The sequence below is a fragment of the Pseudomonas sp. B16(2017) genome (genome assembly GCF_002113205.1).
GTDB classification, from domain to species: Bacteria; Pseudomonadota; Gammaproteobacteria; order Pseudomonadales; family Pseudomonadaceae; genus Aquipseudomonas; species Aquipseudomonas pharyngis.
Window position 1 is genome coordinate 50269 of sequence record NZ_NEKA01000009.1, and the last position, 21554, is coordinate 71822.

Below are 21554 nucleotides of genomic sequence, written 5' to 3' on the forward strand. Positions count from 1 at the left end.
GGCCCGTTCCACCGATTACGCCGTTTGTGCAGCAGGGTACGGATAGACCTTCGCCATGAAGGCCTTGTCCTTTTCACTGAGCACTCGATTCAGATCAATCTTGAAATCGCCGTGGGTCCAGTCCTGGCGAACGGGGTAATGCATGATCGATTTCGGATCGTAAGGCGAATAGTCGAACGAGCCGGCATCGAGCAGGTTGAAGTAGCGTTCATCGACAGACTGGCGCGCGTAATCGTCTTCATCGGCGTCTTCGGCCACGCCGTGTGAGGCGTAAACCGCAGGTTTGTTCCAGGGAATGTTTGACTCCGGATGCAGGTGCTCATGTTCGGCTCCCAATGCGTGCCCGAACTCATGCATGACATTGGCGGCGAAGAACGCTGGTGCTCGCAGGTCCGGTGACAGCCTCATGGTCGGGTCTGGCGCTTCGACCAATAGGGCGTTGTTACCGATGACAGACCAGTAAATACCGGGCTCGCTTTTGATACGAATATCCCCTGAGTCGCCCTCGACAAAATCGAACTTCAGGTTGATGTGAGGCAGCCAGTTGCTCGCTGCGGTTTTGACAGCCTCTTTGAACGCCTGGTCGCCATTCAGAAAGGCAATTCGCAATGTCTGGCCAGGCGTCCAGAAGTGAGCCGGTTTGCCGGCTGCGCGTTTTTTTCGGCGAGACTGGTTGATTGTTTGAATCATGTTCAAGTGTCCTTACTTGCAGGAAATAATTAACGTGTCCAGCAACTCGATGAGTTCGGGTGGTGAAGTTATTGTTGATCGTGAAAGTATGAAAGTTGTTTGATGTAAGTGGGTGTGTTCAATCCAGTTTCGTCAGGCGTTGCACCTGACGAATGTTGTTTTGAAGCAGGCATTTATTTCGGATAAAGCAGTTTCATCAATTGTTTGTCTTTTTTACTGATCTTGCGGTTGATCGGGACTTCCCAGTTGCCGATGGTCAAATCGTTCGATACGGGATGGTGCATGATCGATCGCCTGTCGTAATTCGTATAAAGCGCGTCCAGCGTATCGAAGGAGGCGAACAGATTGCGGTCGACCTGTTCGCGGGTCAGCGGATTCATTTCCCGATTTCGGTAAAACGCGTACACCTTGGGTTTGTCCCACGGAATATTGGCTTGAGGGTGCTGATGTTCGTGCAGGGCCCCCAGCGCATGGCCGAACTCGTGAACCACGATGGTTTCGAAATCGGCATGTTCCGGTTTGACGCCCAGATTCATCGTTGGATGGTCGGGATGAATCAATAGCGCATCGGTGCCGAGCACCGAACTGTTGTTATTGTTCCGAGTGGCGATGCGGATATCACCTTTCAGATCGTCGACGAATTCAAACTTGAGGTTGATATAGGGCAGCCATTTACAGGCTGCCTTGATAATCGCGACCTTAAGGTCTGGGTCGGGTGTATCGATGAATGCGATTTTTAACGTGCGGCCATTTGCCCAGAGTTTCGAGTAATTGACCACGGAGCGTTTGCGGCGAGAGCCGGGTGCGCTGTGTGTACCGGCATTTGCCGGATTCTCGCTGATGGCGGCTGTGTAAGCGGCCTGATCGTCAGGCCATTGAATCAGTTGGCAATCCAGAAGTTCTTTCATTGTTCACTTCTTCCATGAAGTTAAAGTTGGCGTTGGTTCACGCGCAGCGAGTGGCGCGACTCAAGACTAACGCCTGGCCGGCACAGGAATGAGATACAAAAAACAAGGGAAGTGTTACGTGATATTTGACCACCCGTGCCGGATTGGCCGGCACGGGCATTCAGACATTACTTGTGGCGCAGGACGAAGTCGCGAATACGCTCGGCAGCCTCGACGCACTCCGCCAGCGGCGCAACCAGTGCCATCCGCACGCGCCCGGCGCCCGGATTGACGCCATCGACGTCGCGCGACAGGTACGAGCCCGGCACCACGGTCACGTGTTCTTCGGCAAACAGATCACGGCAGAACGCGGCATCGTCGCCTTGCACATTCGGCCACAGATAGAAGCTACCATCAGGGCGCTGCACGTCCATCACCGGGCTGAGGATCGCCAGCACGGCATCGAACTTCTCACGGTACAGCGCACGGTTGGCGCGCACGTGCACTTCGTCATTCCACGCAGCGACGCTGGCCAGTTGGGTCTGAACCGGCATCGCGCAGCCGTGGTAGGTGCGGTACAGCAGGAAGCCCTTGAGGATGTCGGCATCGCCAGCGACGAAACCGGAACGCAGGCCCGGCAGGTTCGAGCGCTTGGACAGGCTGTGGAACACCACGCAGCGCTTGAAGTCCTGGCGGCCCAGTTCGGCGCAGGCACTGAGCAGGCCCGGCGGCGGGGTTTGTTCGTCGAAGTACAGTTCGCTGTAGCACTCGTCGGCGGCGATCACGAAGTCGTATTCGTCGGCCAGGGCGATCAGCTTTTTCAGCACGTCGACCGGAATCAGCGCACCGGTCGGGTTGCCCGGCGAGCACAGGAACAGGATCTGGCAGCGCTTCCAGATGTCCGGCGACACTGCGTCGAAATCCGGGTTGAAGCCGTTCTCGTCCAGGCACGGCAGGTAGTGCGGCTTGGCGCCGGCGAGGAACGCCGCGCCTTCGTAGATCTGATAGAACGGGTTCGGGCTGACCACCAGTGCGTCGTCGCCACGGTTGACCACGGTCTGGGTGAAAGCGAACAGCGCTTCACGGGTGCCGTTGACCGGCAGCACATTGCGCGCCGGGTCGATCCAGCCGTTCGGCACGTTGAAACGACGTTCGCACCAGGCCGCGATGGCTTCGCGCAGCGCCGGGATGCCGAGGGTGGTCGGGTACACCGCCATCTGATCCAGATTGTTGGCCAGCGCCTCGGCGACAAAGCTTGGCGAGCGATGCTTCGGTTCGCCGATGGACAGCGCGATCGGGCGCTTGTCCGGGTTTGGCGTAACGCTGCCGAGCAGGGCGCGGAGCTTTTCGAACGGGTAGGGCTGAAGCTGGGACAGAGCGTTGTTCATCGGTGCGGGATCTCGTGCAAAGCGGTTGAATCCGGGCGCGCAATCAAATGCTGATGCGCGACAGTTTGATATCGGGTTCCTGATTGACGCTCAACTGTTCGACGATGGCATCCTGCAAACGGCTGCACAGCAGCGGGTCGGACAGCGGTTGATTGTGGGCGTCGGTGATGAAGAACACGTCTTCCACCCGCTCGCCCAAGGTGGCGATTTTGGCGTTCTGCAGCGACAGGTCGAACTCGAGGAAAATCCCGCCGACCCGTGCCAGCAGGCCTGGACGATCCGGCGCAGTGAGTTCCAGTACGGTTACCGGACGCTGGGCGTCGTTGTGGATCGTCACCTGCGGGGCGAACGCAAAATGCTTGAGCTGGCGCGGCACCCGACGCTGGATGATCGTCGGGTAGTCGGCCGGGTTGCGCAGGGCTTCGGTCAGTCCCTCGCGAATCTGCTTGACCCGGACCGGATTGTCGCCGATCGAGTCGCCATCGGTGTCGAGCACGATGTAGGTGTCGAGGGTGAACTGGCTGCTGGACGTGATGACCCGGGCGTCGTGAATGTTCAGATTGAGCTGATCCATCGCAGCCACGGTCACGGCGAAGAAGTCGTGCTGGTCCGGCGCATAGATGAAGATCTGCGTGCCGCCCTCGAATTCGCGCTGGGTGGTTTCCTTGATCAGCACCAGCGGGCCGCCGTCAGCCGGTTGCTGGAGAATGGCGTCGGTGTGCCAGGCCACATCGCCGGCGGTGTGGCGCAGGAAGTAGTCGTCGCCCAGCTGCGCCCACAATTGCTCGACGTCATCCGGGTCGGTGCCGCCGCGCACCAGGATGTCCAGTGCTGCGCTCTGGGTCTGGCGGATCTGTTCTTCGCGATCCACCGGGTTCTCCAGGCCGCGGCGCAGTGCACGCTTGGTCTCGGTGTAGAGCTGGCGCAGCAGACTGGCGCGCCACGAGTTCCACAGCGTCGGGTTGGTCGCGTTGATGTCGGCCACGGTCAGCACGTACAGGTAGTCGAGACGTGTCTCGTCACCGACCGCCAGCGCGAAGTCATGGATCACCTGCGGGTCGGACAGGTCCTTGCGCTGGGCGGTGGTCGACATCACCAGGTGGTTCTGCACCAGCCACACGATCAGGCGGCTGTCCCACACCGGCAATTGATGGCGCTGACAGAACGCTTCAGCGTCCACGGCACCAATTTCCGAGTGATCACCATGCCGGCCCTTGCCGATGTCGTGGTACAGGCCGGCCATATAAATGAGTTCAGGCTTGGGCAGTTTCGCCATCAGCTTGGCGGCCAGCGGGAATTTCTCCGACACCTGGGTGTACTGCAATTTGCGCAGGTGCTTGATCAGGTTCAGCGTGTGCGCATCGACCGTATAGATGTGAAACAGGTCGTGCTGCATCTGCCCGACAATGAAGCCGAATTCCGGCAGATAGCGCCCGAGAATGCCGTAACGGTTCATCCGCCGCAGGTTGCGGTGGATGCCGATCTTGCACTTGAACAGCTCGATGAACAGGCTGGTGTTGCGGATGTCGTTGCGAAAGTTGTCGTCGATCAGGTGACGGTTTTCCCGCAGCAGACGAATGGTGTCGGCGCGTACACCTTTGATTTCCGGCTGCTGGGCCATCAGCACGAAGATCTCGAGCATGGCGAACGGCGTGCGGCGGAATACGTTGTCGTTGCGTGCCTCGATGTAACCGTCGTGCAGTTGGAAGCGCGAGTTGATCGGCTGTGGCGGCGCTTCGTCTTCCGGGGCGAGGATGACTTCCTCGAAGTGCTGGATGATCAGGTCGCTGAGCTGGGCGATGCTCATCACCACCCGGAAATACTGCTGCATGAAGTTTTCGACGGCCTGTTTGGCGTCGTCGCCTTCAAAACCCAGCAGCCCGGCGATGGTGCGCTGGTGATCGAACAGCAGGCGGTCTTCGGAGCGACCGGCGAGCATGTGCAGGGCGTAACGCACTTTCCAGAGGAATTCCTGAGAGGACGCCAGCAGGGCGTTTTCACTCTCGACCAGAAAGCCTTCGCCGGCCAGGGCGCGCAGGTTCAGGGTGCCGTACTGACGACGGGCTACCCACAGAATGGTCTGAATATCCCGTAGTCCGCCGGGCGAGCCTTTGACGTTGGGTTCCAGGTTGTATTCGGTGTCGTTGTACTTGTGGTGGCGAGCCTTCTGCTCGGCGCGCTTGGCCAGGAAGAACTCCTTGCTCGGCCACATGTGTGCGGTGCTGGTGACGTCGAGCATGCGCTGGCGCAGGCGCTCGGGGCCGCAGATGGTGCGGCTTTCCATCAGGTTGGTGACCACTGTCAGGTCGGCGCGGGCCTCTTCGGCGCATTCGTCGACCGAACGAACGCTCTGACCGACTTCCAGGCCGATGTCCCACAGCAGGGTGAGAAAACGCTCGATGGAATCGCGGAAGATTTCGTGGTCGGCGCTGTCCAGCAGGATCAGCAGGTCGATGTCGGAGTAAGGGTGCAGTTCGCCGCGACCGTAGCCGCCGACCGCGACCAGCGCGATGTCGGCGTCTTCGCTCCAGTCGAACTGGTCCCAGGCCTTTTGCAGGATGTTATCGACGAACCACGCCCGATCTTCGATCAATCGCCGGATGTCGCGACCGGCCCGGAAGCGTGCATCGAGCACCTCGCGGGCCTGGCGGATCGCCTTCTTGAACGCCGCGATGGGACTCGCTTTCAGGGCCAGTTCAGCCTGGAACTGGCCGCGGTCGAAGAGTTCGGGATCCACCTGCGGCATCGATTGACTTTCCTTCTATAGGCTGGGAACGGTGTCTGGGTCAGGCCGAGATGCGCGGGATGGTGTCGTCGCTGCGCAGGGTGAAGATCTCGTAGCCGGTGTCGGTGACAAGCAAAGTGTGTTCCCACTGTGCCGACAGCTTGCGATCCTTGGTGATAGCGGTCCAGCCGTCGCCCAGTACTTTGGTGTCGGCCTTGCCCTGGTTGATCATCGGCTCGATGGTGAAGGTCATGCCGGCCTTCAGTTCCATGCCGGTGCCGGCACGGCCGTAGTGCAGGATCTGCGGCTCTTCGTGGAACACCTTGCCGATGCCATGGCCGCAGAATTCGCGAACCACCGAGAAACCGTTCTTTTCCGCGTGTTTCTGGATGATTTCGCCGATGTCGCCGAGGCGGCAGCCGGGTTTGACGATTTCGATCGCCTTGTACATGCATTCCTGGGTGACCTGCGACAGGCGCTCGGCCCAGACCGGCACGGTGCCGACGTGGAACATGCGGCTGGTGTCGCCGTGGTAGCCGTCCTTGATCACGGTGACGTCGATGTTCAGGGTGTCGCCGTTTTTCAGCGGCTTGTCGTTCGGGATGCCGTGGCAGACCACGTGGTTGATCGAGGTGCAGATCGACTTCGGGTAGCCCTTGTAGTTGAGCGGGGCAGGGATGGCCTGCTGGACGTTGACGATGTAGTCGTGGCAGATCTGGTTCAGCTCATCGGTGGTCACGCCAGGCTTGACGTGCTCGGCAATCATTTCCAGCACATCGGCGGCCAGTTTGCCGGCGACACGCATGCCAGCGATGTCCTCGGGGGTTTTGAGGGTGACGGTCATACAGGCTCTCTCTGCGCTCGACGGCGCTTGCTGATACGAACAGGGGCGCGGCTGTTGATTTGGCGGCCCCGAAAAACGCGATTCTAACAGACCAAAGGCGCAAATCCGCGCCTGCGTGCATCGCTTCTCTCTATACAATGCGGCGCATTGTCCCGATTCCAAGGGGCTGGCGCGCATGTCCCTGACGCGATTGCAGATTCCGGGTTCCGTTTGCGTCGCCCCTGTGGTATAAAATGCGCCGCTTTCCGGGGATAGCTCCGGGAGCATTAACCCACACACGTGTCGACACGATGGCCTGGGTGCCTTTGATCCTCGGATCAATGGTTGGTCATTGGGATACGTGGAGGCCCAACCCGACTTATCAAGGAACTATCATGTCCCAAGTCAACATGCGCGATATGCTGAAGGCCGGTGTGCACTTCGGTCACCAAACCCGTTACTGGAATCCGAAAATGGGTAAATACATTTTCGGCGCGCGTAACAAGATTCACATCATCAACCTTGAAAAAACCCTGCCAATGTTCAACGAAGCTCTGACTTTCGTAGAGCGTCTGGCCCAGGGCAAAAACAAGATTCTGTTCGTCGGCACCAAGCGTTCCGCTGGCAAGATCGTTGCTGAAGAAGCAGCACGTTGCGGTTCGCCGTACGTCGATCACCGCTGGTTGGGCGGCATGCTGACCAACTTCAAGACCATTCGTGCTTCCATCAAGCGTCTGCGTGACCTTGAAGTACAAGCCGAAGACGGTACTTTCGCCAAGCTGACCAAGAAAGAAGCGCTGATGCGCACTCGCGATCTTGAGAAGCTGGATCGTTCCCTGGGCGGCATCAAGGACATGGGCGGTCTGCCAGACGCACTGTTCGTGATCGACGTTGACCACGAGCGCATCGCGATCACCGAAGCCAACAAGCTGGGCATCCCGGTCATCGGCGTTGTCGATACCAACAGCAGCCCGGAAGGCGTTGACTACATCATCCCAGGCAACGATGACGCAATCCGCGCTATCCAGCTGTACATGGGTTCGATGGCTGACGCAGTCATCCGCGGTCGCAACAACGTTGCTGGCGGTACTGTAGAATTCGCAGCTGAAGAAACTCAGGCTGCAGCTGAGTAATTGACGCCCTGGCGTTGACTCAGTAAGCAAAAAGGGGGCTTGGCCCCCTTTTTGCCACCTCGAAAACCATCTGTCGGCAGCGCAGCTACAGCATCTGTAACGTGCAGCGGCTACAAACAGGTTCGGGAAGAATTGAACGCCCGTTCGATCGGGTGGAATGGTTGAAAACCTATCCAAGAGGAATTTGAAAATGGCAGCAATTACTGCAGCGTTGGTCAAAGAACTGCGCGAGCGTACCGGCGAAGGCATGATGGATTGCAAGAAAGCCCTGGAAAAGGCTGGCGGCGACATCGAAAAAGCCATTGATGACATGCGTGCTTCGGGCGCCATCAAGGCTGCCAAGAAAGCTGGCAACGTTGCCGCTGAAGGCGCTATCGCCATCAAGGACGACGGCAAGGCTGCCGTTCTGATCGAAGTCAACTCGCAGACCGACTTCCTGGCTCTGCAGGACGACTTCAAAAACTTCGTTGCTGCCAGCGTTGACAAAGCATTCGCTGACAAGCTGACCGATGCAGCTCCGCTGATCGCTTCTCAAGAAGCCGCTCGCGAAGCACTGGTTGCCAAAGTAGGCGAGAACGTCAACATCCGTCGCCTGGTGCGCGTAGAAGGCGACGTAGTCGGCACCTACCTGCACGGCAACAAGATCGGTGTTGCTGTTGTCCTGAAAGGCGGCGACGTCGAGCTGGCCAAAGACATCGCAATGCACGTTGCTGCAAGCAACCCTGAGTTCCTGCTGCCTTCGCAAGTCTCCGACGAAGCGATCGAGCGTGAAAAGGCTGTGTTCCTGCAGCTGAACGAAGAAAAAATCAAAGGCAAGCCAGAAAACATTGTTGAGAACATGGTCAAGGGCCGTATCAGCAAGTTCCTGGCAGAAGCAAGCCTGGTTGAGCAGGCGTTCGTCAAGAACCCTGAAATCAAGGTTGGTGAGCTGGCCAAGAAAGGCGGCGCTGAAATCGTTTCCTTCACCTACTTCAAAGTAGGCGAAGGCATCGAGAAGCCGGTCGACAACTTCGCTGAAGAAGTTGCTGCCCAGCTGGCTGCCGCCAAGCAATAAGACGGTTTTTCAACTGTCGCCCGAAAGAGGCTGCCCGCTCACGCGCGCAGCCTCTTTTCAGATAGGGTTACCAATTTTTAATTGGTTTCCCCTTGGAACTGACTTACAAAGCCATGTTCCGATGGCGCTGAAGCAGCGCCAAGCTAGAGTGAACGCCAGCTGTAAACAGCTCGCAAAGAATTTTTAAAATACGCCGCAGGAGAGATTCGCAATGGCTCAGCAGGGCAGTGGTTATCAGGCTCGCTATAAACGCATTCTACTCAAGCTTAGCGGCGAGGCCCTGATGGGCTCGGAAGAGTTCGGGATCGATCCGAAAGTGCTCGATCGCATGGCGCTGGAAGTCGGCCAACTGGTCGGCATCGGCGTTCAGGTCGGTCTGGTGATCGGCGGTGGCAACCTGTTCCGCGGTGAAGCGCTGAGCAAGGCCGGCATGGATCGGGTCACGGGCGACCACATGGGCATGCTGGCCACTGTGATGAACGCCCTGGCCATGCGCGACGCGCTGGAACGTGCCAATATCTCCGCCATCGTGATGTCGGCCATCTCCATGGTCGGTGTAACCGATCACTATGACCGTCGCAAGGCCATGCGCCACCTGAACTCCAAGGACGTGGTGATCTTCGCGGCCGGTACCGGCAATCCGTTCTTTACCACGGATTCGGCAGCCTGCCTGCGCGCTATTGAAATCGACGCTGATGTCGTGCTCAAGGCGACCAAGGTCGATGGCGTCTACACCGCTGACCCGTTCAAAGACCCGCATGCCGAGAAGTTCGATCATCTGACATACGATGAAGTACTGGATCGCAAGCTGGGTGTAATGGATCTGACGGCTATCTGCCTGTGCCGCGATCACAAGATGCCGCTGCGCGTATTTAACATGAACAAGCCGGGCGCCCTGCTGAACATCGTGCATGGTGGCGCTGAAGGCACTCTGATCGAGGAAGTCCAACAATGATCAACGAAATCAAGAAAGACGCTAAAGAGCGCATGACGAAGTCCGTTGAGTCCCTGGCTCACAACTTCGGCCGTATCCGCACCGGTCAGGCGCACCCGAGCATCCTGGAAGGCGTGATGGTGCCTTACTACGGCGCTGATACCCCGATCAAACAAGTGGCCAACATCACCGTCAAGGATGCCCGTACCCTGCAAGTCGTTGCGTTCGAGCGCAACATGCTGGGTGCCGTGGACAAGGCCATCGGCAGTGCAGGTCTGAACCTGAATCCTACCAACCTGGGTGAGTTGTTGCTGATCAGCATGCCGGCCCTGACTGAAGAAACCCGTCGCGGTTTCACCAAGCAGGCGCGTGATGTGGCTGAAGACGCTCGTGTTGCTGTGCGCAACATCCGTCGCGATGCCAACAGCTCCCTGAAGGATCTGGTCAAGGAAAAGGAAATCAGTGAAGACGAAGAGCGTCGCGCAGCCGGCGAGATCGACGATCTGACCAAGAAGTTCGTGGCTGAAATCGACGCCAAGCTGGCCGAGAAAGAAAAAGACCTGATGGCCGTATAAGGGTCGAGTTTTAAATGGACAAGACCAAGCAGACTGCGCCGTCCGCGGTGCCGCGCCATGTCGCGATCATCATGGATGGCAATAATCGCTGGGCGAAAAAACGCTTCATGCCGGGTGTCGCCGGGCATAAAGCGGGCGTGGATGCTGTACGGGCGGTGATCGAGGTGTGTGCCGAGGCCAAGGTCGAGGTACTCACCCTGTTCGCTTTTTCCAGTGAAAACTGGCAGCGCCCGGCCGATGAGGTGAGCGCCTTGATGGATCTGTTCTTCAAGGCGTTGCGTCGTGAGGCCAAGCGCCTGAACGACAACAACATCAGTCTGCGCATCATTGGTGATCGCACGCGGTTCCATCCCGAGCTTCAGGCAGCCATGCGTGAAGCTGAAGCGATGACCGCCGGTGCCAACCGTTTCATCCTGCAAATCGCTGCCAACTACGGCGGTCAGTGGGACATTGCGCAAGCGGCACAGCGTCTGGCGCGTGAGGTTCAGGCCGGGCATTTGCGGCCGGAAGACATCACCCCGGATCTGCTGCAGACCTGTCTGGTCACTGGTGATCTGCCGTTGCCTGATTTGTGCATCCGCACCGGCGGCGAGCATCGCATCAGCAACTTCCTCTTGTGGCAGTTGGCCTACGCCGAGTTGTACTTCTCCGACCTGTTCTGGCCGGACTTCAAACACGAAGCCATGCGCAATGCGCTGGCCGATTTCGCTTTGCGCCAGCGTCGCTTCGGTAAAACGAGTGAGCAGGTCGAAGCTGGAGCCCGGGTTTAATGCTTAAACAACGCATCATCACTGCACTGATTCTATTGCCGATCGCCCTGGGTGGTTTTTTCCTGCTCGAAGGGTCCGGTTTTGCCCTGTTCATCGGGCTGGTCGTGAGTCTGGGTGCCTGGGAGTGGGCACGCCTGGCCGGCTTCACCGCGCAGGCATTCCGTGTCGGCTACGCGGCGGTGGTCGCGCTGATGCTGTTCGTCATGTACATCCTGCCGGGGCTGGCACCATGGGTGCTGGGCGCGTCGGTGATCTGGTGGGTGCTGGCGACCTGGCTGGTGCTGACGTATCCGCGCTCCAGCGAGCATTGGTCCAGCGCCGCCGCCAAGCTGGTAATCGGTTTGCTGATTCTGTTGCCTGCCTGGCAAGGGCTGATGCTGATCAAGCAATACCCGCTCGGTAACTGGTTGATCATGGCGGTGATGGTGCTGGTCTGGGGGGCTGATATCGGGGCGTACTTCTCCGGTCGTGCGTTCGGCAAGCGCAAGCTGGCTCCGCAAGTCAGTCCCGGCAAAAGCTGGGAGGGCGTGTATGGCGGTCTGGCGTTAAGTCTGGTCATCACTACGTTGGTCGCGCTGTTCCGTGACTGGACGGTGGCACAACTGTTCAAGGGTTTGATCGGTGCGGCGGTGATTGTCTTCATCTCGGTGGTGGGCGATCTGACCGAAAGCATGTTCAAACGCCAGTCCGGCATCAAGGACAGCAGTAATCTGCTGCCCGGCCATGGTGGTGTACTGGATCGCATCGACAGCCTGACGGCGGCGATCCCGGTATTCGCGGTGCTGTTGTGGATGGCGGCGTCGTGAGTCGCCCACAGCAGATTACCGTCCTGGGCGCGACCGGTTCGATCGGTCTGAGCACCCTGGATGTCATCGCCCGGCATCCGGAGCGTTATCAGGCCTTCGCCCTGAGCGGTTTTACCCGCCTGAGCGAACTGTTTGCCCTGTGTGTCCGTCATCTTCCTAAATATGCAGTAGTGCCGGAAGCCGGCGCTGCTCGCGGCCTGCAGGACGATTTGCGTGCGGCAGGCCTGTCGACGCAGGTGCTGGTCGGCGAGGAAGGATTGTGTCAGGTCGCTGCGGCGCCCGAGGTGGACGCCGTCATGGCCGCCATCGTCGGCGCTGCCGGCCTGCGTCCGACTCTCGCGGCAGTCGAGGCGGGCAAGAAGATTCTTCTGGCCAACAAGGAAGCGCTGGTCATGTCCGGCGCCTTGTTCATGCAGGCGGTGCGCAAGAGCGGTTCGGTCCTGTTGCCGATCGACAGCGAACACAACGCGATTTTTCAGTGCATGCCGCAGGACTATGCTCGCGGGCTGAGTAACGTTGGGGTCCGTCGGATTTTGCTGACGGCTTCCGGTGGTCCGTTTCGTCAAACGCCGATGGCCGAACTGGCGCATGTTTCACCGGATCAGGCCTGTGCGCACCCGAACTGGTCCATGGGGCGCAAGATTTCGGTGGATTCGGCCAGCATGATGAACAAGGGGCTCGAACTGATCGAGGCCTGCTGGTTGTTCGATGCCAAGCCATCGCAAGTCGAAGTGGTGATTCATCCGCAGAGCGTGATTCACTCGCTGGTCGATTATGTGGACGGCTCGGTGCTGGCGCAGTTGGGCAATCCCGATATGCGCACGCCGATTGCCAACGCCCTGGCCTGGCCAGAGCGCATTGATTCGGGCGTGGCGCCGCTGGATCTGTTCGCTGTGGCGCGCCTGGATTTCGAAGCTCCCGACGAGGAGCGTTTCCCGTGCCTGCGCCTGGCGCGGCAGGCCGCCGAGGCGGGAAACAGTGCCCCGGCCATGCTCAACGCGGCGAATGAAGTGGCGGTTGCCGCGTTTCTCGACGGACGGGTTCGCTACCTGGAAATCGCGAGTATCATCGAGGAAGTCTTGAATCTCGAGCCTGTGGTGGCGCTGGATGATCTCGATGCGGTGTTCGCCGCTGATGCAACCGCCCGGACATTGGCCGGGCAGTGGTTGAGTCGTCACGGCCGATAGGTCTTGCAATACATGGCTTCACGCGGCACTGGACAGGATTGCGGAGAAAGTAGATGAGCGCGCTCTATATGATTGCCGGCACCCTGATCGCTCTGGGTGTGCTGGTCACCTTTCACGAATTCGGCCACTTCTGGGTCGCGCGTCGCTGTGGCGTCAAGGTTCTGCGTTTCTCCGTTGGCTTCGGCATGCCGCTGCTGCGCTGGCATGACAAGCAGGGTACGGAGTTTGTAGTCGCCGCGATTCCGCTGGGTGGCTACGTCAAGATGCTCGACGAGCGCGAAGGCGAAGTGCCGGCCGATCAGCTTCATCAGTCATTCAATCGCAAGTCTGTTCGTCAGCGTATCGCCATCGTCGCGGCCGGCCCTGTGGCTAACTTTCTGCTGGCGCTGGTGTTCTTCTGGGTGCTGGCGATGCTCGGCAGCGAGCAGATTCGTCCGGTCATCGGTTCGGTGGAGTCCGGCAGCATCGCCGCAACGGCTGGGCTGAGCGCCGGTCAGGAGATCGTCGCCATCGACGGAGAGCCGACCTCGGGCTGGGCTGCGGTCAACCTGCAGTTGGTGCGACGCCTGGGGGAAAGCGGCTCACTGCAATTGATGGTGCGCGAGCCTGGCTCCACGGCTGACTCGCCTCGTGAGCTGGCGCTTGATAAATGGCTCAAAGGGGCCGACGAGCCGGATCCGATTCGCTCCCTCGGTATTCGTCCTTGGCGCCCGGCATTGCCGCCGGTGCTGGCCGAACTTGATCCGAAAGGCCCGGCCCAGACAGCCGGGCTGAAAACCGGCGATCGTCTGCTGAAACTGGATGGCAAGGCGCTGGATGACTGGCAGCAGGTGGTCGATACCGTTCGTACGCGTCCTGATACCAAAATCGTGCTGCGCGTCGAGCGCGACGGTGTTCAAATCGACGTCCCTGTGACATTGGCTGCGCGTGGCGATAAAAAGTCGCCAAGCGGTTACCTTGGGGCGGGCGTGAAGGCTGTCGACTGGCCGCCGGAAATGATTCGCGAGGTCAGTTACGGGCCTTTGGCGGCGATTGGCGAGGGTGCCCGTCGTACCTGGACCATGAGCGTACTGACGCTGGATTCACTGAAGAAAATGCTCTTCGGCGAGCTCTCGGTAAAAAACTTGAGTGGACCGATAACCATTGCTAAAGTGGCGGGCGCTTCTGCCCAGTCGGGCGTCGCTGATTTCCTGAATTTCCTTGCTTATCTGAGTATTAGCCTGGGGGTTCTGAATTTGCTGCCCATTCCTGTACTGGATGGGGGGCATTTGTTGTTTTATCTGATCGAGTGGGCGCGTGGTCGTCCCTTGTCGGATCGGGTGCAAGGTTGGGGGATACAGATCGGTATCAGCTTGGTGGTCGGGGTGATGTTGCTTGCTCTGGTCAACGATCTGGGTCGTCTGTAACGCTTCGCTGAATTGCGAATCTGCCGCATTTTGCGGCAGTTTGTTTATTGCCAGTTGGAATAAGAAAGGACTTCATGAAACGTCTGCTGCTAACTGCGGTTCTCACCGTATTGATGATCGCCGAAGTTCACGCCGAGTCCTTCACTATCTCTGATATTCGCGTCAATGGCCTCCAGCGGGTCTCCGCGGGTAGCGTCTTTGGTGCCTTGCCGTTGAACGTCGGCGAGCAGGCGGATGATCGTCGCCTGGTGGAATCCACTCGTGCGCTGTTCAAAACCGGTTTCTTTCAAGATATCCAGCTGGGCCGCGAAGGCAACGTTCTGGTGATCACTGTCGTCGAGCGTCCCTCGGTCGCCAGCATCGAGATCGAAGGCAACAAGGCGATCTCCACCGAAGACCTGATGAAAGGCCTCAAGCAGTCCGGTCTGGCCGAAGGCGAGATCTTCCAGCGCGCGACCCTCGAAGGCGTGCGTAACGAGCTGCAACGTCAATACGTTGCACAAGGTCGTTACTCGGCTACCGTCGATACCGAAGTGGTCTCGCAGCCGCGCAACCGCGTCGGCCTGAAAGTGAAGATCAACGAAGGCACCGTCGCCGCCATTCAGCACATCAACGTGGTGGGCAACACGGTTTTCCCCGAGGAAGACCTGACCGACCTGTTCGAACTGAAAACCACCAACTGGCTGTCGTTCTTCAAGAACGACGACAAGTATGCCCGTGAAAAACTGTCCGGTGACCTGGAGCGTCTGCGTTCCTACTACCTGGACCGTGGCTATATCAACATGGATATCGCTTCGACCCAGGTGTCCATCACCCCGGACAAGAAGCACGTCTACATCACCGTCAACGTCAATGAAGGCGAGAAGTACACCGTTCGTGACGTCAAGCTCAGCGGTGACCTGAAAGTCCCTGAGGACCAGGTCAAGTCGCTGTTGCTGGTGCAGAAGGGTCAGGTGTTCTCGCGCAAGCTGATGACCACCACTTCCGAACTGATCACCCGTCGTCTGGGTAACGAGGGTTACACCTTCGCCAACGTCAACGGCGTGCCACAACCGCACGATGAAGATCACACCGTCGATATCCTGTTCGCTGTCGATCCGGGCAAGCGTGCCTACGTCAACCGCATCAACTTCCGTGGTAACACCAAGTCCGAGGACGAAGTGCTGCGTCGTGAAATGCGTCAGATGGAAGGTGGCTGGGCTTCGACCTACCTGATCGACCAGTCCAAGACCCGTCTGGAGCGTCTGGGCTTCTTTAAAGAGGTCAACGTCGAGACCCCGGCCGTGCCAGGTGTCGATGACCAGGTTGACGTGAACTACAGCGTTGAAGAGCAGGCTTCCGGTTCGATCACCGCCAGCGTCGGTTTCGCCCAGAGTGCCGGTCTGATCCTCGGTGGTTCGATCACCCAGAACAACTTCCTCGGTACCGGTAACCGCGTCAGCGTCGGCCTGACCCGCAGCGAATACCAGAGCCGCTACAACTTCGGCTACGTTGACCCGTACTGGACCGCCGATGGCGTGAGCCTGGGTTACAACGCGTTCTACCGCACCACCGACTACAAAGACCTCGACGTCGACGTAGCGAGCTATGCGGTAGACAGCCTGGGTGCCGGCGTGAACGTGGGCTACCCGATCAGCGAGACTTCGCGTCTGACCTTCGGCCTGTCCGCTCAGCAGGACAAGATCAAGACCGGCCAGTACACCGTTGACGAGATTTTCGACTTCGTTAAGCGTGAAGGCGACAACTACCTGAACTTCAAGGCTTCGGCCGGCTGGTCCGAGTCGACCCTGAACAAGGGGGTGCTGCCAACCCGTGGTCGTTCCCAGAGCCTGACCCTGGAAACCACCATTCCAGGCAGCGATCTGTCGTTCTTCAAGCTCGATTACCGTGGCCAGTTGTTCCAGCCTTTGAGCGAGAACTACACCATGCGCCTGCACACCGAGCTGGGCTATGGCGATGGTTACGGTTCGACCGACGGCTTGCCGTTCTATGAAAACTACTATGCTGGTGGTTTCAACTCGGTCCGCGGCTTTAAAGACAGCACGCTGGGTCCACGCAGTACCCCTAGTCGTGGCGCCGGTGTGACCGGTAACGCCGGTACGTTGCGTGACCCGGATCAGGATCCGCTGCCGTTCGGTGGCAACGTGTTGATCCAGGGTGGTGTCGAGGTGTTGTTCCCGCTGCCATTCGTCAAGGATCAGCGTTCGCTGCGTACTTCGGTATTCTGGGACGTGGGTAACGTATTTGACTCCAAGTGCGAGAAGACTACCAACGCGACTGTCGGCTCGACTTCTGCCACCCAATGCAACGACATCAGTCTGAGCAACATGGCCAGCTCCGTCGGTGTCGGCGTGACCTGGGTCACCGCACTGGGCCCGCTGAGCTTTGCACTGGCGATGCCGATCAAGAAACCGGATGAAGCTGAAACTCAAGTGTTCCAATTCTCCCTGGGCCAGACGTTCTAAGCGTCTGACCCAAGACAACGACAATGGATTTTGTAGGAGTGCATCGTGCGTAAGTTGACTCAATTGGTTCTCCTGGCCTCCGTACTGGTGGCAGGCCCGGCATTTGCCGACATGAAAATCGCCGTCCTGAACTATCAGATGGCTCTGCTGGAATCCGACGCGGCGAAGAAGTACGCCGTGGATGCCGAGAAGAAGTTTGGCCCGCAACTGACCAAGCTCAAGACCCTGGAAAGCAGTGCCAAGGGCATTCAGGATCGTCTGATGGCCGGTGGCGACAAGATGCAGCAAGGTGAGCGCGAGCGTCTGGAGCTTGAGTTCAAGCAAAAGGCTCGTGACTTCCAGTTCCAGTCCAAGGAGCTGAACGAAGCCAAGGCTGTTGCCGACCGTGAAATGCTCAAGCAACTGAAGCCGAAACTGGATAGCGCAGTGGAAGAAGTCATCAAGAAAGGTGGTTTTGACCTGGTGTTCGAGCGTGGCGCAGTGATCGATGTCAAACCTCAGTACGACATCACGCGCCAGGTTATCGAGCGCATGAATCAGCTGAAGTAACCCATGACCGTGACTATCAAGCTCGGCCAGTTGGCCGAGTTCCTCGGCGCCACCCTGAGTGGCGACCCCGAGAAGCAAATCACTGGGCTAGCCACCTTGCAGGAGGCTGGCCCAGCTCAGTTGAGCTTTCTGGCAAACCCCCAATACCGTAAATACCTGGCTGGCACGCAAGCCGCAGCCCTGTTGCTCAAGGCTGCCGACGCGGAAGGTTATGCCGGTAATGCGCTGGTGGTGCCGGATCCTTACCTGGCTTACGCACGCATTTCCCATCTGTTCGATCCGAAGCCCAAGGCCGCTGCCGGCATTCATCCGACGGCAGTGATTGCCGAGGGTGCCGTGGTCGATCCGAGCGCCAGTATCGGTCCCTTCGTGGTGATCGAAGCCGGTGCTCGAATTGGTGCGGGTGTGACACTCGGCGCGCATTGCGTTGTCGGTGCGCGCAGTGAAATCGGCGAGGGCGGCTGGCTGGCCCCGCGGGTCACGCTGTATCACGATGTGCGGATCGGCAAACGCGTGGTGATCCAGTCTGGTGCCGTACTTGGTGGTGAAGGCTTCGGCTTCGCCAACGAGAAGGGCATCTGGCAGAAAATTGCCCAGATCGGTGGCGTGACCATCGGTGACGATGTGGAGATTGGCGTGAATACCGCCATCGACCGCGGTGCGCTGGCCGATACCGTGATCGGCAATGGTGTGAAGCTCGACAACCAGATTCAGATCGCCCACAACGTGCAAGTCGGTGACCACACCGCCATGGCCGCGTGCGTGGGGATTTCCGGCAGCACCAAAATCGGCAAGCACTGCATGCTCGCCGGGGGTGTTGGCCTGGTAGGGCACATCGATATTTGCGACAACGTATTCCTGACCGGGATGACCATGGTGACCCACTCGATTACCGAGCCGGGTGCCTATTCTTCCGGCACAGCCATGCAACCGGCGGCCGAATGGCGCAAAAGCGCGGCCCGTATTCGTCAGCTCGATGACATCGCGCGACGTTTGAAACAGCTGGAAAAGCGCTCCGGGGAAGTGACCCCTGGCGGTAATGCTTCATCTGAAGGCTGATACCATTTCCATATCAAGTGTGCACAGCCTCTGGACTGCCTCCTTGATTTGCTAGAGGAGTGCGCGTCAGTCGCGCTCCCAATCTTTACATAGGCTTCCCCCCGAAATGATGGACATCAACGAGATTCGCGAATACCTGCCTCACCGTTACCCGTTCCTGCTGGTGGACCGGGTAGTGGAGCTGGATACGGAAGGCAAGCGCATTCGCGCCTACAAGAATGTCAGCATCAACGAGCCGTTCTTCAACGGTCACTTCCCAGCGCACCCGATCATGCCGGGCGTGCTGATTATCGAAGCCATGGCTCAGGCTGCCGGGATCCTCGGTTTCAAGATGCTTGACGTGAAACCGGCCGACGGCACCCTTTATTACTTCGTCGGCTCCGACAAACTGCGTTTCCGCCAGCCAGTGCTGCCGGGGGATCAGTTGATCCTCGAAGCCAAGTTCATCAGCTGCAAGCGTCAGATCTGGAAGTTCGAATGCCAGGCTTCGGTCGACGGCAAACCGGTCTGCTCGGCTGAAATCATCTGTGCGGAACGCAAGCTATGAGTTTGATTGACCCTCGCGCAATCATCGATCCGTCGGCCGTGTTGGGCGATGGCGTCGAGGTCGGCCCGTGGTCGATCATCGGTGCAGGTGTGGAAATCGGCGAGGGTACGGTCATCGGGCCACACGTGATCCTCAAAGGTCCGACCCGTATCGGCAAGCACAACCGCATCTACCAGTTTTCCTCGGTAGGCGAAGACACGCCGGACCTGAAATACAAGGGCGAAGAAACCCGTCTGGTGATCGGTGACCACAACGTCATCCGTGAAGGTGTGACAATCCACCGTGGCACCGTTCAGGATCGTTCCGAAACGACTCTGGGTGATCACAACCTGATCATGGCCTATGCCCACATCGGGCATGACAGCGTCATCGGCAACCACTGCATTCTGGTCAACAACACCGCGCTGGCCGGCCATGTACACGTTGATGACTGGGCAATCCTGTCCGGTTTCACCCTGGTTCATCAGTACTGCCACATTGGCGCCCACAGCTTTTCCGGCATGGGTACAGCGATCGGCAAGGACGTCCCGGCGTTCGTCACCGTATTCGGCAACCCGGCCGAAGCGCGCAGCATGAACTTCGAGGGCATGCGCCGTCGCGGTTTCAGCGAAGACGCCATTCACGCGCTGCGCCGTGCGTACAAAACGGTGTATCGCCAGGGTCTGACCGTCGAGCAGGCGCTGGCCGAACTGGCCGAGCCATCCGCCCAGTTCCCGGAGGTCGCGATGTTCCGTGACTCCATCCAGTCGTCGACCCGCGGCATCACCCGCTGACCATGGCCAATCTGCGTATTGCGCTGGTGGCGGGGGAGGCTTCCGGTGACATTCTGGGCGCAGGCCTGATGCGTGCCCTCAAGGCACAGCACCCTGCGGTGGAGTTCATCGGTGTCGGTGGCCCGCTGATGCAGGCCGAAGGCCTGACGTCCTATTTTCCGATGGAGCGTCTGTCGGTCATGGGCCTGGTGGAAGTCCTGGGGCGCTTGCGTGAACTGCTCAAGCGCCGCAAAGACCTGATCGCTACGCTTATCGCTGAAAAACCGGATGTGTTCATCGGCATCGACGCACCGGATTTCAACCTCAATATCGAACTCAAGCTGCGTCAGGCCGGAATCAAGACCGTGCACTACGTCAGCCCGTCGGTGTGGGCGTGGCGGCAGAAGCGGGTGCTGAAGATCCGCGAAGGCTGCGACCTGATGCTCACGCTGCTGCCGTTCGAAGCCAGCTTCTACGAAGAGAAGGGCGTACCGGTGCGGTTCGTCGGCCATACGCTGGCCGATACCATTCCGCTGGAGGCCGATCGCTCTGCTGCGCGGGCCGAACTCGGTCTGCCGGACGGTCCGCTGGTGGCTTTGATGCCTGGCAGCCGGGGCGGCGAAGTCAGCCGTCTGGGTGCGTTGTTCCTTGATACCGCCGAACGCTTGCGGGCCATGCGCCCGGGTGTGCGTTTCGTCATCCCGTGCGCCAGCCCCGAGCGTCGTGCCCAGCTTGAAGAATTGCTGGCTGGCCGCGATCTGCCAGTGACCCTGCTCGATGGCAAATCCCATCTGGCGCTGGCGGCGTGCAACGCGGTTCTTATTGCGTCCGGTACTGCCACCCTCGAAGCGCTGCTGTACAAGCGCCCGATGGTCGTGGCCTATCGTCTTGCGCCGCTGACGTTCTGGATTCTCAAACGCATGGTCAAGAGCCCGTACGTGTCCCTGCCGAACTTGCTGGCCCAGCGACTGCTGGTGCCGGAATTGTTGCAGGATGATGCGACGGTCGAGGCGCTTGCCCAGACCCTGTCGCCGTTGATCGATGGTGGCGAAGAGCAGACCCGTGGCTTCGACGAGATCCATCGCACCCTGCGCCTGGACGCTTCCAATCAGGCGGCTGACGCCGTTCTGAACCTGATCGGGCAAACACGATGAGCAAGACAAGCATGCAGATGGGCCTGGATTTCACCCTGGTCGCCGAAGTCGAAGAGCTGGTGGCCGGCGTCGATGAAGTCGGTCGCGGTCCGTTGTGCGGAGCGGTCGTCACCGCAGCGGTGATCCTCGATCCGAATCGGCCGATCCTCGGTCTCAACGACTCGAAAAAACTCACCGAAGCCAAGCGCGAAAAGCTCTACGACGAAATCTGCGAGAAGGCGCTCAGCTGGTGCATCGCCCGCGCCGAGGTCGAAGAAATCGACGAGTTGAACATCCTTCACGCCACCATGCTGGCGATGCAACGCGCGGTCGCTGGCCTGCACATCCAGCCGAAACTGGCGATGATCGACGGCAACCGCTGCCCGAAACTGCCGATGCGTTCCGAAGCGGTGGTGCAGGGCGACGGCAAGGTGCCGGCGATTGCAGCGGCATCGATTCTGGCCAAGGTCAGCCGCGACCGCGAGATGGCGGCGTTCGAATTGATCTACCCGGGTTACGGCATCGGCGGCCATAAAGGCTATCCGACCCCCGTTCATCTGGAAGCGCTGTCACGCCTCGGGCCGACGCCGATTCACCGGCGTTCGTTTGCCCCGGTGCGTCAGGCTTACGAAGCGCTGGAAGGCCTGACGCAGGTTTAGCGGCAAGGCTGA

General features: G+C 59.2%; 20 protein-coding genes. 15 read left to right on the forward strand and 5 right to left on the reverse strand.

Features of this window, described 5'->3' with window-relative positions; all coding sequences use genetic code 11:
* Nucleotides 1–15: 15 nt before the first annotated feature.
* The 5 genes from CAG25_RS16930 to map all read right to left on the reverse strand — a co-directional run bounded on the left by CAG25_RS16930 (nt 16) and on the right by map (nt 6534).
* Nucleotides 16–690, reverse strand: coding sequence for a hypothetical protein (locus CAG25_RS16930; protein WP_085612287.1), 675 nt, complete (start codon nt 688–690; stop codon nt 16–18).
* A 173-nt stretch (nt 691–863) separates the two neighbouring features.
* Nucleotides 864–1598, reverse strand: coding sequence for a peptidase M12 (locus tag CAG25_RS16935; RefSeq protein ID WP_085612288.1), 735 nt, complete (start codon nt 1596–1598; stop codon nt 864–866).
* A gap of 167 nt (nt 1599–1765) precedes the next feature.
* Nucleotides 1766–2965 carry a succinyldiaminopimelate transaminase gene (dapC, locus tag CAG25_RS16940; RefSeq protein WP_085612289.1) on the reverse strand — a complete coding sequence of 400 codons (1200 nt, stop codon included), beginning with the start codon at nt 2963–2965 and terminating at the stop codon, nt 1766–1768.
* Nucleotides 2966–3008: 43 nt separating this feature from the next.
* Nucleotides 3009–5711 (reverse strand): [protein-PII] uridylyltransferase, encoded by a 2703-nt coding sequence (locus CAG25_RS16945; protein ID WP_064593782.1) that lies wholly within the window; start codon nt 5709–5711, stop codon nt 3009–3011.
* A gap of 40 nt (nt 5712–5751) precedes the next feature.
* On the reverse strand, nt 5752–6534 hold the full coding sequence (gene map / locus CAG25_RS16950) for a type I methionyl aminopeptidase (RefSeq protein WP_039769663.1): 783 nt from the start codon (nt 6532–6534) through the stop codon (nt 5752–5754).
* Between the two features lie 374 nt (nt 6535–6908).
* Here map and rpsB point away from each other — a divergent pair, with 374 nt between their 5' ends.
* From rpsB to rnhB, 15 genes are all read left to right on the forward strand, one after another.
* Nucleotides 6909–7646: a 30S ribosomal protein S2 gene (rpsB, locus tag CAG25_RS16955; protein WP_008052780.1), complete on the forward strand. Its 738-nt coding sequence runs from the start codon at nt 6909–6911 to the stop codon at nt 7644–7646.
* 190 nt (nt 7647–7836) lie between these two features.
* On the forward strand, nt 7837–8700 hold the full coding sequence (gene tsf, locus CAG25_RS16960; RefSeq protein ID WP_064593783.1) for a translation elongation factor Ts: 864 nt from the start codon (nt 7837–7839) through the stop codon (nt 8698–8700).
* A 211-nt stretch (nt 8701–8911) separates the two neighbouring features.
* On the forward strand, nt 8912–9655 hold the full coding sequence (pyrH, locus tag CAG25_RS16965) for a UMP kinase (RefSeq protein ID WP_011332683.1): 744 nt from the start codon (nt 8912–8914) through the stop codon (nt 9653–9655).
* Nucleotides 9652–10209: a ribosome recycling factor gene (gene frr, locus CAG25_RS16970; protein WP_011332684.1), complete on the forward strand. Its 558-nt coding sequence runs from the start codon at nt 9652–9654 to the stop codon at nt 10207–10209. The genes pyrH and frr overlap by 4 nt, the downstream gene beginning before the upstream one ends.
* A gap of 14 nt (nt 10210–10223) precedes the next feature.
* Nucleotides 10224–10979 (forward strand): polyprenyl diphosphate synthase, encoded by a 756-nt coding sequence (gene uppS / locus CAG25_RS16975; protein ID WP_007954779.1) that lies wholly within the window; start codon nt 10224–10226, stop codon nt 10977–10979.
* Entirely contained in the window at nt 10979–11785 is an 807-nt protein-coding gene (locus tag CAG25_RS16980; protein WP_064593785.1) for a phosphatidate cytidylyltransferase, read from the forward strand. Before uppS ends, CAG25_RS16980 begins: the two co-directional genes overlap by 1 nt.
* The gene (gene ispC, locus CAG25_RS16985; protein WP_085612290.1) at nt 11782–12972 is read left to right on the forward strand and encodes a 1-deoxy-D-xylulose-5-phosphate reductoisomerase; all 1191 of its coding nucleotides are present in this window, start codon (nt 11782–11784) and stop codon (nt 12970–12972) included. Before CAG25_RS16980 ends, ispC begins: the two co-directional genes overlap by 4 nt.
* Nucleotides 12973–13025: 53 nt before the next feature.
* Entirely contained in the window at nt 13026–14378 is a 1353-nt protein-coding gene (rseP, locus tag CAG25_RS16990) for a sigma E protease regulator RseP (protein ID WP_064593789.1), read from the forward strand.
* 74 nt (nt 14379–14452) lie between these two features.
* Nucleotides 14453–16843: an outer membrane protein assembly factor BamA gene (gene bamA, locus CAG25_RS16995; protein WP_039769675.1), complete on the forward strand. Its 2391-nt coding sequence runs from the start codon at nt 14453–14455 to the stop codon at nt 16841–16843.
* Between the two features lie 45 nt (nt 16844–16888).
* A complete protein-coding gene (locus CAG25_RS17000) occupies nt 16889–17392 on the forward strand; it encodes an OmpH family outer membrane protein (RefSeq protein WP_003222140.1) in 504 nt (167 codons plus the stop codon).
* A gap of 3 nt (nt 17393–17395) precedes the next feature.
* Nucleotides 17396–18451, forward strand: a complete 1056-nt coding sequence (gene lpxD, locus CAG25_RS17005; RefSeq protein WP_085612292.1) for a UDP-3-O-(3-hydroxymyristoyl)glucosamine N-acyltransferase — start codon at nt 17396–17398, stop codon at nt 18449–18451.
* Nucleotides 18452–18557: 106 nt separating this feature from the next.
* On the forward strand, nt 18558–18998 hold the full coding sequence (gene fabZ, locus CAG25_RS17010) for a 3-hydroxyacyl-ACP dehydratase FabZ (protein ID WP_003222142.1): 441 nt from the start codon (nt 18558–18560) through the stop codon (nt 18996–18998).
* Nucleotides 18995–19771, forward strand: coding sequence for an acyl-ACP--UDP-N-acetylglucosamine O-acyltransferase (gene lpxA / locus CAG25_RS17015; protein WP_085612293.1), 777 nt, complete (start codon nt 18995–18997; stop codon nt 19769–19771). Before fabZ ends, lpxA begins: the two co-directional genes overlap by 4 nt.
* Before the next feature lie 2 nt (nt 19772–19773).
* Nucleotides 19774–20904, forward strand: a complete 1131-nt coding sequence (gene lpxB / locus CAG25_RS17020) for a lipid-A-disaccharide synthase (protein WP_085612294.1) — start codon at nt 19774–19776, stop codon at nt 20902–20904.
* 11 nt (nt 20905–20915) lie between these two features.
* A complete protein-coding gene (gene rnhB, locus CAG25_RS17025; protein ID WP_064379016.1) occupies nt 20916–21542 on the forward strand; it encodes a ribonuclease HII in 627 nt (208 codons plus the stop codon).
* The last annotated feature ends 12 nt before the right edge of the window (nt 21543–21554 follow it).

Coding starts and splice junctions, on each gene's coding strand:
- CAG25_RS16930 (WP_085612287.1), bottom strand. CDS start 690: ATGATTCAAACAATCAACCAGTCTCGCCGAAAAAAACGCGCAGCCGGC.
- CAG25_RS16935 (WP_085612288.1), bottom strand. CDS start 1,598: ATGAAAGAACTTCTGGATTGCCAACTGATTCAATGGCCTGACGATCAG.
- dapC (WP_085612289.1), bottom strand. CDS start 2,965: ATGAACAACGCTCTGTCCCAGCTTCAGCCCTACCCGTTCGAAAAGCTC.
- CAG25_RS16945 (WP_064593782.1), bottom strand. CDS start 5,711: ATGCCGCAGGTGGATCCCGAACTCTTCGACCGCGGCCAGTTCCAGGCT.
- map (WP_039769663.1), bottom strand. CDS start 6,534: ATGACCGTCACCCTCAAAACCCCCGAGGACATCGCTGGCATGCGTGTC.
- rpsB (WP_008052780.1), top strand. CDS start 6,909: ATGTCCCAAGTCAACATGCGCGATATGCTGAAGGCCGGTGTGCACTTC.
- tsf (WP_064593783.1), top strand. CDS start 7,837: ATGGCAGCAATTACTGCAGCGTTGGTCAAAGAACTGCGCGAGCGTACC.
- pyrH (WP_011332683.1), top strand. CDS start 8,912: ATGGCTCAGCAGGGCAGTGGTTATCAGGCTCGCTATAAACGCATTCTA.
- frr (WP_011332684.1), top strand. CDS start 9,652: ATGATCAACGAAATCAAGAAAGACGCTAAAGAGCGCATGACGAAGTCC.
- uppS (WP_007954779.1), top strand. CDS start 10,224: ATGGACAAGACCAAGCAGACTGCGCCGTCCGCGGTGCCGCGCCATGTC.
- CAG25_RS16980 (WP_064593785.1), top strand. CDS start 10,979: ATGCTTAAACAACGCATCATCACTGCACTGATTCTATTGCCGATCGCC.
- rseP (WP_064593789.1), top strand. CDS start 13,026: ATGAGCGCGCTCTATATGATTGCCGGCACCCTGATCGCTCTGGGTGTG.
- bamA (WP_039769675.1), top strand. CDS start 14,453: ATGAAACGTCTGCTGCTAACTGCGGTTCTCACCGTATTGATGATCGCC.
- lpxD (WP_085612292.1), top strand. CDS start 17,396: ATGACCGTGACTATCAAGCTCGGCCAGTTGGCCGAGTTCCTCGGCGCC.
- fabZ (WP_003222142.1), top strand. CDS start 18,558: ATGATGGACATCAACGAGATTCGCGAATACCTGCCTCACCGTTACCCG.
- lpxA (WP_085612293.1), top strand. CDS start 18,995: ATGAGTTTGATTGACCCTCGCGCAATCATCGATCCGTCGGCCGTGTTG.
- lpxB (WP_085612294.1), top strand. CDS start 19,774: ATGGCCAATCTGCGTATTGCGCTGGTGGCGGGGGAGGCTTCCGGTGAC.
- rnhB (WP_064379016.1), top strand. CDS start 20,916: ATGCAGATGGGCCTGGATTTCACCCTGGTCGCCGAAGTCGAAGAGCTG.